General features: G+C 58.5%; 13 protein-coding genes. All 13 read right to left on the bottom strand.

Annotation, left to right across the window (positions count from 1 at the left end; translation table 11 throughout):
• Positions 1-47: 47 nt before the first annotated feature.
• Positions 48-947, bottom strand: a complete 900-nt coding sequence (locus LKD37_RS04310) for a DUF3592 domain-containing protein (protein ID WP_302928062.1) — start codon at positions 945-947, stop codon at positions 48-50.
• A gap of 62 nt (positions 948-1,009) precedes the next feature.
• Positions 1,010-2,026, bottom strand: a complete 1,017-nt coding sequence (locus LKD37_RS04305) for a DUF3592 domain-containing protein (RefSeq protein WP_302928061.1) — start codon at positions 2,024-2,026, stop codon at positions 1,010-1,012.
• 114 nt (positions 2,027-2,140) lie between these two features.
• Positions 2,141-2,776, bottom strand: a complete 636-nt coding sequence (locus tag LKD37_RS04300) for a CPBP family glutamic-type intramembrane protease (protein ID WP_302928060.1) — start codon at positions 2,774-2,776, stop codon at positions 2,141-2,143.
• 6 nt (positions 2,777-2,782) lie between these two features.
• Positions 2,783-3,754 (bottom strand): hypothetical protein, encoded by a 972-nt coding sequence (locus tag LKD37_RS04295; protein ID WP_302928059.1) that lies wholly within the window; start codon positions 3,752-3,754, stop codon positions 2,783-2,785.
• A gap of 328 nt (positions 3,755-4,082) precedes the next feature.
• Positions 4,083-5,261: a C40 family peptidase gene (locus LKD37_RS04290; protein ID WP_302928058.1), complete on the bottom strand. Its 1,179-nt coding sequence runs from the start codon at positions 5,259-5,261 to the stop codon at positions 4,083-4,085.
• Positions 5,262-5,296: 35 nt separating this feature from the next.
• Positions 5,297-5,593 carry a hypothetical protein gene (locus LKD37_RS04285; RefSeq protein ID WP_302928057.1) on the bottom strand — a complete coding sequence of 99 codons (297 nt, stop codon included), beginning with the start codon at positions 5,591-5,593 and terminating at the stop codon, positions 5,297-5,299.
• Positions 5,594-5,716: 123 nt separating this feature from the next.
• Entirely contained in the window at positions 5,717-6,358 is a 642-nt protein-coding gene (locus tag LKD37_RS04280; RefSeq protein WP_302928056.1) for a TetR/AcrR family transcriptional regulator, read from the bottom strand.
• 76 nt (positions 6,359-6,434) lie between these two features.
• Complete coding sequence (locus LKD37_RS04275; RefSeq protein WP_302928055.1) at positions 6,435-8,036, bottom strand: hypothetical protein; 1,602 nt, start codon at positions 8,034-8,036, stop codon at positions 6,435-6,437.
• Entirely contained in the window at positions 8,030-8,743 is a 714-nt protein-coding gene (locus LKD37_RS04270; RefSeq protein ID WP_302928054.1) for an ABC transporter ATP-binding protein, read from the bottom strand. Before LKD37_RS04270 ends, LKD37_RS04275 begins: the two co-directional genes overlap by 7 nt.
• Positions 8,730-9,182, bottom strand: coding sequence for a hypothetical protein (locus tag LKD37_RS04265; protein WP_302928053.1), 453 nt, complete (start codon positions 9,180-9,182; stop codon positions 8,730-8,732). The genes LKD37_RS04270 and LKD37_RS04265 overlap by 14 nt, the downstream gene beginning before the upstream one ends.
• Before the next feature lie 23 nt (positions 9,183-9,205).
• Positions 9,206-9,715 carry a helix-turn-helix domain-containing protein gene (locus LKD37_RS04260; RefSeq protein WP_302928052.1) on the bottom strand — a complete coding sequence of 170 codons (510 nt, stop codon included), beginning with the start codon at positions 9,713-9,715 and terminating at the stop codon, positions 9,206-9,208.
• Between the two features lie 576 nt (positions 9,716-10,291).
• Positions 10,292-11,506 carry a tyrosine-type recombinase/integrase gene (locus LKD37_RS04255; RefSeq protein ID WP_302928051.1) on the bottom strand — a complete coding sequence of 405 codons (1,215 nt, stop codon included), beginning with the start codon at positions 11,504-11,506 and terminating at the stop codon, positions 10,292-10,294.
• Between the two features lie 134 nt (positions 11,507-11,640).
• Positions 11,641-12,855: a tyrosine-type recombinase/integrase gene (locus tag LKD37_RS04250; protein WP_302928050.1), complete on the bottom strand. Its 1,215-nt coding sequence runs from the start codon at positions 12,853-12,855 to the stop codon at positions 11,641-11,643.
• Positions 12,856-12,888 lie beyond the last annotated feature (33 nt).

The following is a 12,888-nucleotide window of genomic DNA, read 5'->3' as shown; positions in this document are numbered from 1 at the left end:
CTCCCGGCGCGGGACACCCGCGCCGGGAGTTTTTTTTGCTCTGCCGCTTATCCGATCCACTCCACCCGGCAGGCCTCCCGCAGCATCTCATCGGAGGCCGGTTTGTTCTCGGCATAGGCGTCGGGCCCGGCCTCATAGTCGGCGGTGATGGCCTCCAGCTCCCGGGAAAGCCAGCCATAGTCGTCGGAGACCGTCAGCTTCCCGCCTCTGATGCGGGTGATCCTGTCCCGGGCGTCGGGCCACTCCCCGGTGTCCGGGCCGCTTTCCAGAATCGTCCGGTTCCGGGCCAGGGAGACGATGAGCCAGGCTTCGTAGCGGGCTGGTGCATAGCCCGCCGCCTCCAGCGGGGCGGACCGCTCCAGCCGCACCGCGTATCCCACGGACGGGTGCTTTTCCTGGACGTCCCGCACCAGTTGGCACACCTCCCGGAAAACCCGGTCCTCGGCCTGCCGGACCTCCGCCGCGCTGACGGTTCCTTCGGCGGGCCGGGATTTTCGGGCCGGTGTCTTGGGGGCGGGCCGCTCCGGAGCGCTCTCCTCCGGCTCCTTTTGGGGCAGGGCCCGCCGGATCAGGCAGTACCCCACCAGGCAGAAAACCACCGATAGCCCCGCCTGCGTCAGGAGCGACCGGCGGGTCATGACCCCCTGCCGGACGGACTTCTCCGGCGCGTCGGGGTCATACCGGACGGCAAGGGTCTCCCCGAAGCCGTAGCGCAAGCGCACCCGGTGCAGCTTCCCGGTGTAAACGTTGCCCCGGGCCTCGTACTGGTAGGTGATGTTGTATTCTTTTCCGTTTTCGGCCACGTCGATCACCGTCGCCGTGGTGACCGGCCAGTTCCTTTGCCGCACATAGACGGTGACATTGCTGACCAGGCTATAGACCGTGACGCAGAGAAAGATCACCGCCGCCGCAAACAGCATGGGATTAAAGCCCTTGAACCTCTTCATAGCTCCTCCAATTACTTTGACATTAGGATTTGTAGGTCTGCAGTGGTAAATTTCCCGCTTTCTTATTTGCCCCAGTAGCCCACAGATTCCAGAAACGCAAGCACATCGGCCTTATCCTCCTGCGTAGTATACACATAAAGCATCATCCTGCCGCTACGGATCTTTGCTGCGAAATTCGTGGGGCTGTCCACGGCATAGATCTGACGAGCAGCGGTATTGCTCTCCGTCACCTCACCGGTGATTGGGAGGGTCGCAGCAGCATAGATGCGGCGGCAGCCGTCTGCGGAATCCAGCCTACAGAAGTCTAACCGCAAGGAGTCCTCATGCACGGAAACAGAGCGGATCAACATGGACCCGACGCCCCATCTCTGGCGAACGTCCTCCGTGGAGTCCACAGCGGTGTAGCCGGTCGCCACTGCGGCATTGCGGAACTCATCCAAGTCCGCAGCTCCCGACGTAAGGAAAAATTTCACGAAAAGGATAACGGCAACGAACGCAAGAAGCCAAGCCGCAAGTCGGGGAACCCACTGCTTTGCCGGGATCTTTGCAATGGCCGTTGAATCAAACCCTATATCTGTCTTCGGGACCGATTCCTTCGGCTCCTCAGTGTGCTTCTTTCGCAGGAGATTGCGAAACAGCTCCACCCCCCCAGAGAGGAAAAAGCCCACCACTGCGATGGCCGTTCCCAAAATCAGAAGTACCACCAGATCACGGGTATTGGGAGAGAGAATCGCCGTGTTCTCTTCCGGCATTTCCGGGTCGTATTTCACGGTAATGGTATCACCGACCAGGCGGGGTGATGACATACGTCCTGTGCTGCCCGTATAGGTTTTCCCGTCCACGACATACTCATATGTCATGATGTAGTAGGTAATGTGGCTGTTATGTAGTGACGAGGAACTGCCTTCTTCGCTGGAGACATCTGTGACCGTGGCCGATGTAGTGATCCAGTCCTTCTGGCGGGATTGATCAACATAATTGCCGATTCCGTCGACAATCAGGCCGATGCCCACGATTAGCATCACTAAGCCCATGATTCGGAAATAAAGCGAAAATTTTCTATTTTGTTTTCTCCACATTCCTAATTCTTATGCCTCCTTGCTTCGCTCCATCAGCACCTCCATTTCCCGCTGAAACAGAGCCTTATCATACAGGATCTTATGCTTCGTACCAGTGGAGCCTGTGCTCCTCCATCAGATGGAAATCACAAAAAATACCATCAGGTTATAGAAAAAGTGCATCCCGGCGCAGATGTAAAAGGCGTTGTCCCGGCGGATTATCTGCCGGACCAGCAGGGCGGCCAGCCGGAAGGCAAAGGCGATGACCACCTGCTTCACGCTGCCGTTCATCGCCCAGTGTACCCCGGCAAACAGCGCGGCCGCAGCCGCCATGCTCCACACGGCTTTCCCTCTGAACAACCGCATCAGGGTGTCGTACAGGTAGTAGTTGAAATACGCCTCCTCAGCCAATGCAACGATCATCTGCACCAGGATGAAGCCGGCGGCATTCTGTATGCCCAGCCGGGGAAACAGCGAAATGTCCTCGAACAGCATGGCGACGCCCGCGAAAACCATCGCCAGCAGGCACCCCAACCCCAGTCCCGTCAGAACCTGCCGGACCACGTTGGCGGCAGTCCGCTTCAGCCTGAAGAGGTCCGTGTCAAAGTCCCAGCGCATATAGGCGGCGCTCAGCCCCAGCACAAGGCCGTTGAAGGCCATGTAAAACAGGTTGGGCAGGTTGGCCGCGCGGCTTGTAAGAAAAAGCGCGGACAGATAGACCAGCAGGAGCACCGCATGGTGCGGCAGGCAGTGTTTTGGCAGTGCTTTCATGTTCCCTTACCTCCGCAGATAGCCGGTCTCCGCCAGAATTTCGTTGATCTCCGTCAGAGAATCCGGCGAACAGGCATAAATCAGCGTGTCACCCCGGAACAGCACCAGATAGTACACGCCGTCCGCCACTATGGTGAACATCTTGCCGCCGCCTGAGAGGGTAGTCTCGTGACTTTCCCGCGCCCTGGGCTCCAGGTCCGGGGCTGTCTCATAGGATATCTGGTTATACACCAGGTCCACCGTTTTATCGTCGGCGTAGCGATAGCATTCCACCCGACTGCCGCCCTTTGCCCCGGCGATGGCCTGGGTGAGCTTGTTCCGGTCGATCCGTCCATAGGTCAGGGATACGTCCGCCGTTTCGTACCCCTTTTCCTGCAGAATCTGCGCAAAATGTACCGGGTCCGGCGTTTCCGTCCGTCCGGAGGCCGCGCCGCTTCCAAAGATATACAGGACCGCCAGAAGGACGCCCACCGGCACGGCGACACGAGCCGTCATCTGCCCCAGGTGCGCCCGGCTGTATGCCCGCTCCGCCTGGTGCTTTTCCCGAAGCTTCTCCGCCGCAACGGGGTCCAGGGGATGGCCCCGCCTGTAGAGCGCGCCCCCGGCGGCCAGAACCAGGTTGACGGCAAGCAGGATGCAGTTGCCGGTCATGGCGAAGGACACCCGGTCCGGGCTGGCATACACCCGGGCCAAGAGGTACATGGCCGCCACGCTGGGGAGGACCGCCGCCACGTGCATCCGCATAAAGCAGATGGACTTTTCCGGGTTGGCGCTGTACTCGTTGAAGAAGTGGACGTAGTACCACCAGTTCCGCTTTCTTCTAACGGACGACGCACTGATGCCGGAGGTGGCTTCTTTGAATTCCATATAGGTCATCCCGGTCAGATGCACGGCCTCCTGGGTCATCCAGTGGGTGCAGAGCAGGTTGAACGGCACCAGGAGAACGGAAAACAGGATGCAGATTATCTGAGCATTCACGATAGATCACGCCTTTCTTATGCAAAGATTATAAAAAAAGCAGCCTTGAAAGTCAAGGCTTTCTCACGGAGCGAAACGTACCGCTCCTTCCAAAAAAAGCGGCAAAAAACTGTGCCATTTCTGACACAGCTTTTTGCCGTATTTGGGAGGTAAAAACGCGATATAAGGGTGATTTCACACGCGGCTTTTTCAAGGGCTTTTTCCTCCGGCAGGCCGTCATCTGCGGCAGATGCTTCTGGACGATTTCCCCCACCATGACGCCGACAAGTGAAAGCAGAACAAAAAACGGTCCCCGCTTCGGCGGGGACCGTTTTTAATATGTATCGTTTCAGCCCATGCGCCGGGCGGCGATATAGTGGGCGGAGTAGTAGGGATTGCCGTTCAGCGCCGTCAGCAGGACGCCGCCGCTGCCATAGGTAGAGGCGTGGACAAACTGGTCGTTGCCCACATAGATGCCGCAGTGGGAGGCGGTGCTGGAGGAATAGTAGTCGTCGTGGAAGAAGATCAGGTCCCCGGGCTGCAGCTGGCTGCGGTCCACGGCGGCGCCGTAGCGCATCTGGTCCGTGGCCCCGTGGGGCAGGCGGATGCCGAACTGGCCATAGATATACATGGTGAAGCCCGAGCAGTCGAAGCCGGAGGGGCCTGCGCCGCCGTATACATAGGGGGCCTTGCCCACAAAGGACCGGGCCAGGGCGGCGATCTCCGCCCCGGTGCCGGAGGCAGGGACAGCAGGCGTGGTAGGGGCAGCAGGCGCAGGGGCGGGGGCGGCAGGCCGGGCGGCGGCCAGGGTCAGGTGATCCCCGGACATATAGCCGGTTTTGCCGCTGTACTGCACCCGGAACCAGCCGTTTTCAAAGCCGGACACGTCCACATATTCGCCCCGGGAGACGGTGGCCAGCACCGCGCCGGAGGCGGCGGCCCCGCTGCGCAGATTCAGCCCGTCGGAGATGACCCGGGCCACGCAGCGCAGGTCACCGGCAGAGGACCGGGCCGTCACATAGTCCGCAGACATATAGCCGGTTTTTCCGTCATAATTCACCTTGTACCAGCCGTCCTGGCGGCCCAGGATGGACACGGCGGTGCCCCGGTTCAGCTCCGCCAGAATGGCGCTGCCGGTGTTGGCGGCGGCCCGCAGGCGGACGCTGTCCGCCGTGACGCCCACGGCCAGAACGGACGTGGAGGAGGCGGGCTGGGCAGGCTGAGCGGGAGCGGCGCTTTCGGTTTTCTCCCGGGCAGGAGCCTCCGGCGCAGGCACTTCAGCGGAAGCCTCCGCAGCTGCCTCATCCTTCTGGGCGGCAGTGTGGATGGCCTGGGCCGGGGGCGTGTAGTCCGCCTCCGTTTCCGGGCCGTCTACCACCGGGCGTAGGTCCCGGGCAGGCAGGATGTCGATGTTATAGGTCATGGCGTCCATCCGGGGCTGCCCGCCGGGCAGCGCGGAGATGACGCACAGGGACAGGGTCAGGGCCGCCGCCAGCACAGCGGCAGCCGCCTTGCGGCTGAGCTTCATGAACAGGACTCCTTATCGGGTGTGGATAAATCGGCTTACTTGCCGGCCAGGGCGCGCTCCAGCCAGATGCAGCCCACGTCCATGGCGGCGTAAAGGCTGTCCTTCTCGGACTTCTTCACCACCCGATCCCGGGACTTCAGGTCGGGGTCGGTCATCTGCAGCTGGACGGACACCCGGGTGGCCACGTCCATGTCCTGCTCCTTCTTGGTGTCCAGGATCTGCAGCAGGACGATATACTTGTCGGCCATACTGCCGTAATAGATCAGGTTGTCAACGCGGCGCAGGGGATGATTTTTATAAACAAGGCCGTTGCCCTTTTTAACCTCAGACATAACACTTCTCCTTTTAATAAATACTTGTAACCAAATTGTAACACATGGCCCCGGGAATGTCAAACGCCCTTCCAATGGAAAACCAAACCCTCCGGCCCCGCCGGAGGGTTTGGCTTTCCATCCCTATATCTCCCGGTTGTTTCCGCCATGGACCAACCGGAAAAAGAGCGTCACATGCTGCCGCAGCTTTTCCAGGCACTCGCCCTCCCGCTCCGGCTGGCGGTCGCAGATGCCGATCAGGGTCAGCACCGGGGCCACATACAGCATGGCCAGCGTGTCCGGGTCCTCCGCCGCGATCTCGCCGGACGCCATCAGCGCCCGGAAGATACCGGCGTGATAGGCAAGCACCCGGTCCACATAGCGCCCGGAATACAGGGCGGCCAGCTCCGGCGAGCGAAACTGCTCGATGGTCATCATGCGGCGAAAGCGGCTGATCTGCTCATTATGAAGGGAGTATGCAAAAATCTGCCGCACCTTCTCATAAAGCACGTCCTCGGTGATCTCCGCAAAAACCGGGATATCCCGGGACGCGCTCTGCACATGGATGTCAAGCCTGCCGGTGTCCGCCTCATACTGCGCCGCCGTGGACTCCACAATGGCGTCAAAAATCGCCTGCTTGCCCGGAAAATGGTTATAGAGCGAGGGAGCCCTGATGCCCACCGCCTCTGCAATTTCCCCCACGCTGACAGCGTCATAGCCGCGGGCGGAAAAAAGCTCCAAGGCCTTGTCCAGAATTCTCTGCTTCGTGTCCTCCTGCTTCATCATCGCACCCCACTAACAAGTATTAGTTAGCGGTATTATAGCAATTCCTCCGGAAAAGTCAAGCCGGGAACCGGCCCCGTCACAGGGCGGCAAACAGCGCCGCGCCCTTTTTCCGCAGCCACCGGTGCAGCACCGCGCACAGCAGCAGGTTGGCCGCCGCGAAGCAGGCTGCGTATCCGGCAAAGCCCAGCCGCCAGCCGGGCAGCAGCAGGAAGCCCGCAAACAGCAGGATCGTGTAGCCCATGCCGCCGAACAGGGTCAGCATCACCGGCGCGCTTTGCTTGATGGGCATCAGTTGGTCGGTCCAGGTCAGCACCGGCATTTTGACCCCCAGGGTCAGGCCCGCCAGGGCCCCCAGCAGGGCATAGGACGCGGCAAACACCGCCATGACCAGAAGTCTCACCAGGCCCAGGGGATAGACGATGGCCGCGCACACCGCGCAAAGCAGCAGCGGCGGGACCGTCAGCAGCACCTGCATCCGCAGCTTCGCCCGAAGGGCCTGCCACGGCTCCACCGGAAGCGACTGCATGAGCCACAGGCTCTTTCCCTCCAGGGACACGGAGGGGGCCGTCATGAGATTCATGGACGCCAGGCCGCACAGCAGCACGCACAGCATCACCGGGACGCTGCCCTCGGTATCCGCAAACAGGGCGTCCAGCATGGCAAAGAGGCTGCCGCCCTTCCACAGCACGGCGGCGGCGCAAATGGGCATCAGGAAGGTCCCCAGGCCGCAGTTGAGCATATAGGCGGGGTTGGCGGCAAAATGCGCCAGCTCCCGGTGCAGCAGCGCCCCGTCCACGCTGCGCCGCCGCAGGGCAGTCTCCCGGTACGTCCGGCGGGCGGTTTTCCCGGTGGAGGTGGCGATATGCAGGAAGCTGCGGGAGAGCAGCACCCACATCAGGCCGCACAGCGCCGCCACCGCCGCCGTGACCGCCAGCATGGCCGCCCCGCTGCCCGTGCCCACGCTGCCGAACAGGTACAGGGGATAGGCCCGGCTCCGAATCTGGGCGCCGTAGGTCCCGGCGTTGGCCAGCAGGTCCTGAAGGACGCTCTGGGCCTTGAAATAGACGAAGTAATACAGGCCGATGAACACCAGCGAGGCCAGCACGACGACGAGGCTCTTGTTCCGGAGCTTCTGGCTGATTTTTGCCGCCACCCAGCCCAGAGCGCAGGAGAGCACCAGCACCGCCAGGGAGATCAGCAGGGTCAGCACCAGTCCGCCCAGAACGGCGGACGCCGTGACCCCCACGGTGACCCAATAGATGATCACCGCCGGAAGGATCACCACGGCGGAGTACATCAGGCCCATCAGATACACCCCGGACAGCCGGGCCGCCACCAGGCTGGACACCGGAACCGGCATGGACAGCAGCAGGTCGTTATCCTTGGGCAGGTACAGCCCCGCGTAGGTGTTGAATATGCTGCCGAAGACTCCCAGCAGCACGGCGATCCCGCCCGTCAGCGCAAAATAGAGCCAATCCAGGCCCGCCGCCGCCAGCGGCCCGCAGAGCTTCACCGCCAGCAGGGTGAAAATGCCGCCCAGGATGCCCGCCATCAGCAGGACGAACAGCCCGATATACAGGGCCGTGGCCAGCCGGGAGCGGGCCTTGTTCTTCTTGGCGTCGTAAAAATAGGACCGGAAAATCTCAAACAGCTGCTTTTTCAGCAAGAGCTTCAGCATGATTCGCCCTCCAGCTCCAGAAACACGTCCTCCAGGGAGTCGTCGCCCTTGACCTCCTCCATGGTGCCGGAGCGGATCAGCCTTCCGCCCTGGATGATGGCCACCTTATCGCAGAGTTTTTCCGCCACCTCCAGCACATGGGTGGAGAAGAAGATGGCCCCGCCCTCATCGCAGACCTGGCGCATCATCCCCTTGAGCAGGTGGGCCGCCTTGGGGTCCAGGCCCACGAAGGGCTCATCCATGAGGATCAGCCTGGGCCGGTGCAGCCAGGCGGAGATAATGGCCAGCTTCTGCTTCATGCCGTGGGAATAGGCGGCGATGGGCTGGGCCAGGTCCTCCGTCAGCTCGAAAAGACCGGCGTATTGGCGGATGCGGTCCTGCCGGTCGGCAGCGCTGACGCCGAAGATGTCCGCCACAAAGTTCAGATATTTGATGCCGGTCATGTAGTCGTACAGGTCAGGGTTATCCGGGATGTAGGCAAAGGTCCGCTTGCACTCCAGCGGCTGGGTCCGGATGGACTTGCCGTCTACATAGATTTCCCCCTGGTCGAATTGCAGGATACCCGCCACGGATTTCAGGGTGGTGGTCTTGCCCGCCCCGTTGTGGCCGATGAAGCCGTAAATCTCCCCCGGGGCGATGTGCAGGTTTAGGTCGTCCACGGCCTTTTTCTCGCCGTAGGCCTTGGATAAATGTTCAATTCTGAGCATCTCGTTCTCCTCTATTCAGCAGCAGTCGGATTTCGTTGGCAGCTTCCTCCGCCGAAACGGCGTCCGTGTCCACCCGCAGGTCGTGGGCCTCCGTCTCAAACCGGCCGTATTTCCGCTCCAGCATAGCGGCCACCGGGGCGGGCAGATTCCCGTGCATCCGCGCGGCAAACCGCTCCTTGATGGTGGCAAGGCCCGCCGTCACCAGCACCCGGACGCAGCCCTCCGGCAGCAGGGCCAGCTGGTCCTTTTCGGAAATGACGTAGAGGATCGTCTCCTCGCCGCGCAGCTTCTTCTGGAACAGGGCCGCCGCCACGCTTTCGCTTTTGGCCAGCTTCAGATAGTCCTTTCCGCTGAAAACCTCCGCGGAAAGCGACGGGGCCAGCGCCGCCGCGATGGTGGATTTCCCCGTGCAGCTGTCTCCGAATAATGCAATTACCATGATCGTTCGTCCTTTCTCTCGTTTCACCGGCTCCCCGGCCCGTCTGTGGGGGAGGAGATCAGCGTGATCTGTCGCTGACGGCTCCCTTCCTTCACGCCGATGTCCATATACTTCAGGGCCGTCTGGTTGATCTCCGTCAGAAAGCCGGTGAATTCCTCATCCGTCAGGGTCAGGGTGCAGGTGGTCATCAGCAGCATATCCCGCCTGGGGTCGGCCCCGCCGCCGGAAAAATATCTGGCAAAGGAGGCGCTGAGGCCCAGCAGCGCCGTCTGCACCGCCGTGCCGTCGTCGTCGATCTCCAGGGCGCTTTTGTTCAGGCTGTAAATGCTCTCCACCGTGCCGCGGATGCGGTTCTCCCCCACCACCGTGAGAATGCCGCTTTCCGTCAGCAGCTTCATGTGCCGGTACAGGCTGGCGCCGGGAACATCCGGCAGGGCCTTCCGGATCTCCTTGACCGTGCCGGTTTCGTGAAGCAGCAGATACTGAAAGATCCGCTGCCGCACGGGATTCATGACGATCTCCGCCAATTCCATATGGTGCTCTCCCCTTTTATTGTTCTACGATTCTATTATATTCTTATTTTTGAGAATGTCAATCGTTTTTTCATCCCCGCGCAAAAAAGGCCCGGCTACCGCAATGGGTAACCGGGCCTCAACCATTCGTATATGGTATAAACGGGAATAAACTTCGCCTAAAGGATTCAAAGCAAAACAAAGATACCGAGAGGAAAAAATTGCCTCTAAGTGTGCACCTTAAAGGGTCAAAATGGAGGAGGATTTTCCCCTATTTTTTAACCCATTCATCGCTCCAAACCCGATTTTCCCCTATGGTTAACCCATTAAAAATGGGATAGAGAGCATCAAATTTCCTCAAAGGGGAACAGCGGAATCAAAAAAGAAAAACCCTGGAAACCGTTGAGTTTCCAGGGCTTTTGTGCATTTTGAAGTCTCGATCAGCGCTTGCTGAACTGCGGAGCGCGACGAGCGGCTTTGAGGCCGTACTGGGCTGAAAAAAATCCCGATTCCCCTTGATATTCCAACACTTTTGAGGATGTCGCAACTGGACTTAGCCCGTATATTAACAGAAAACATCGTTAAAAACGGGTATTTTCAAGACATTGCGACAGGCCGTAACGCAGCGTTTACGACAGGGAGAAGTTCTTGGGGCTTATTATACTTGATTTTTGCATAAATGTCCATAGTTGTTTTACTGTTTTTATGCCCGGCGAGATATTGCACGGTCTTGGGGTCTACCCCCATATATAAGAGGTTCGTAATGTATGTGTGGCGAAGCTGGTGCGGGGTCACATGGAAGTCCAGACTATACACATGGTTCGGGGAGCCTTTTCGATGGCTTCCGAGAATGGGGCAGGTCGTATAACGGATGTGTTCCCCATTCACATACTTGTAGTTGATTTTCTCTCCTGCGGTGTGGTTCTTAACATGGTACCAAACTCCCACAAATTCGCCCTCAGAAAGGGGGCCACCCTTACGATTTGAAATCACAAAGGCAGATTTGGAAGATCGTTTTGCCTCTCGCAGGCACTCCACCAAACACTTTGGAATGGGAATATCCCTTCGGGATGCCGGAGTTTTTAATACGGTAGAGATCTCCGGCTCTTTCCGGTGGCTTCCCCGCCATGCACGCCGGACAGAAATATATGGGGTCGGCGTGTCCAGGAACACACAGTCCCATTGCAAAGCAAGACTCTCCTCACGCCGTAGACCTGCGTACAGGCCGAGCATGACAAACACATACGGGGGAAGGCCCTTGACTGCATCTACCAGCTTTTTTACCTGCTCATCCGTCAGTGCGTCCATCGGTTTACCTGGCACACCGCCCTTGGCGCTGATCTTAGCAGCAGGATTGTAGTCGATGACCTCGCTGCGCTCTGCCGAGTAAAAGACGCTTTTAATAAGCATATTGACGGTATCAAAAGTGTGCTTTGCTCTTTTGGACACAGGAACAAGCGCCAGCTTGATGTCGTCGGCCGTCACATCGGAAAGATACAGGTTCCCAAGCGGCTCGACAATATACTTATACATCTCCCTGCGATAATTCCGCAGCGTATCTTGTGTTACCGTGGCTGAACGCATGAGCAGCCATCTTTCACAATAATCTTCTACGGTAGGGTTTTGCTTCCGAAAAAGGATGTCCTGTACCTGCTGCCGTGCGTCCTGTTCCTTTTTGTATAGCTCCTCACAGGTGGAAGCGTAAATGGGAACCCGTTTTCCATCGGCGTCAGTGATCCTGGTACGGAAATAGGTGACACCGTTGATCTCGGCGGTGCCGTATGCCGGTATTTTCTGTTTCTTCTTCGCCATAAGTACCTTCCTTTCTTAGCCTTATGTATTGGCATATCCGTTTTACCAGAAATCAGCGTTGGGCGCAAAGGTGCAAACCGGCATGAAAACAGAGCGAGGAATTTCTTCCCCGCCCTGTGTGCGTACAACTTAATTTATGAAGCGTCCCATTCAGCGAAGGCGCTGGTCATAGCCTTTACCACATCGTCAGGTCGATTGTATTTCACCTTGGCGTAGATGTCCATGGTGATCCTGCTGTTTTCATGACCTGCCAAATACTGTACCGTCTTGGGATCGACGGAGGCATGGATCAGGTTGGTGATATAGGTATGCCGCAGCAAATGCGGCGTCACCTCAAAGTCCAGACTATACACCACATGGCCGTTATTCCGTGCCTTTTCTCCCAGCTCCGGGTAAAGCATATACTTCACATATTTCCCGTCCACTTGCTTGCGGGCGATCCTCGGCTTTGCCGTCCGGGTCACAACATATTGCCAGAGCCGCTTAAACTGCGTGTAGCTGAGTGGATCGCCGTCCCGATTCGCTACAACAAAATCCGAGGTTGATTTTTTCTTGGCTTCTCTCAGACAAGCCGCCAGATGATCCGGCAGCGGAATATTTCTCTCTGCGGCAGCGGTTTTCAGCTCTGTTGATATGACGGGTCGGTTGTGTTCCGTGTGCCATGCTCTGCGCACGGTCAAATACGGTGCCTCGGTGTCCAAGTAAACTGAATCCCATTGCAGACCGAGAATTTCTTCCCGCCGTAAACCGGCGTATAGCCCCAGCATGATAAAAACATAGGGCGGCAATTCACGAACCGCATCCAACAGCCGCTGTACTTGCTCGTCTGTCAAAGGCTGTTTTTCCGCCTGCGGTACGCCGCCTCCCTTTGGGGACAGGTACACCGTGGGATTCTTTTTGATGATCCGGCTTTCCTCTGCTGCCCGGAAAATGCACTTATAGATCACGATGACTGACTTATACACCGAGGCGGATTTTTTGGAGACCGGCACAAGGGCAAGCTGAATATCATCCAAGGTCACATCTGCGATTTTCTTCTCTCCGAGATACGGAATAATGTTCCGGCGCACCTTAGAGGTATAGTCTGTCAGCGTTGTTGTGCGTACATGGGCGGACTGCATCACCAGCCACTTTTCGCAGTAGTCCGCCACTGTAGGCGATTTCCTGCGCTGCCGGTCATCGTCCAACTGTGACAGGGCATCCAGCTCCTTGTCATAAAGCTCCTCGCATGTTTTGGCATAGAGGGTGCGCTGTTTTCCCTCACTATCCGTTATGGTCGTCCGATAGTAGGTGTGTCCTTTGATTTCGACCGTGCCGTACTTCGGGATCCTGCTTCTTTTTCCTGCCATTATCTCACCTCCAAGAGTATTACGCATTGCTGC

Source organism: Brotocaccenecus cirricatena, assembly GCF_020687045.1.
Classification (GTDB): domain Bacteria; phylum Bacillota; class Clostridia; order Oscillospirales; family Oscillospiraceae; genus Vescimonas; species Vescimonas cirricatena.
The sequence above is the reverse complement of the archived record's forward strand: the minus strand, read 5'-3'. Positions and strand labels throughout refer to the sequence as shown.

Coding starts and splice junctions, on each gene's coding strand:
- LKD37_RS04310 (WP_302928062.1), bottom strand. CDS start 947: ATGAAGAGGTTCAAGGGCTTTAATCCCATGCTGTTTGCGGCGGCGGTG.
- LKD37_RS04305 (WP_302928061.1), bottom strand. CDS start 2,026: ATGTGGAGAAAACAAAATAGAAAATTTTCGCTTTATTTCCGAATCATG.
- LKD37_RS04300 (WP_302928060.1), bottom strand. CDS start 2,776: ATGAAAGCACTGCCAAAACACTGCCTGCCGCACCATGCGGTGCTCCTG.
- LKD37_RS04290 (WP_302928058.1), bottom strand. CDS start 5,261: ATGAAGCTCAGCCGCAAGGCGGCTGCCGCTGTGCTGGCGGCGGCCCTG.
- LKD37_RS04285 (WP_302928057.1), bottom strand. CDS start 5,593: ATGTCTGAGGTTAAAAAGGGCAACGGCCTTGTTTATAAAAATCATCCC.
- LKD37_RS04280 (WP_302928056.1), bottom strand. CDS start 6,358: ATGATGAAGCAGGAGGACACGAAGCAGAGAATTCTGGACAAGGCCTTG.
- LKD37_RS04275 (WP_302928055.1), bottom strand. CDS start 8,036: ATGCTGAAGCTCTTGCTGAAAAAGCAGCTGTTTGAGATTTTCCGGTCC.
- LKD37_RS04270 (WP_302928054.1), bottom strand. CDS start 8,743: ATGCTCAGAATTGAACATTTATCCAAGGCCTACGGCGAGAAAAAGGCC.
- LKD37_RS04265 (WP_302928053.1), bottom strand. CDS start 9,182: ATGGTAATTGCATTATTCGGAGACAGCTGCACGGGGAAATCCACCATC.
- LKD37_RS04260 (WP_302928052.1), bottom strand. CDS start 9,715: ATGGAATTGGCGGAGATCGTCATGAATCCCGTGCGGCAGCGGATCTTT.
- LKD37_RS04255 (WP_302928051.1), bottom strand. CDS start 11,506: ATGGCGAAGAAGAAACAGAAAATACCGGCATACGGCACCGCCGAGATC.
- LKD37_RS04250 (WP_302928050.1), bottom strand. CDS start 12,855: ATGGCAGGAAAAAGAAGCAGGATCCCGAAGTACGGCACGGTCGAAATC.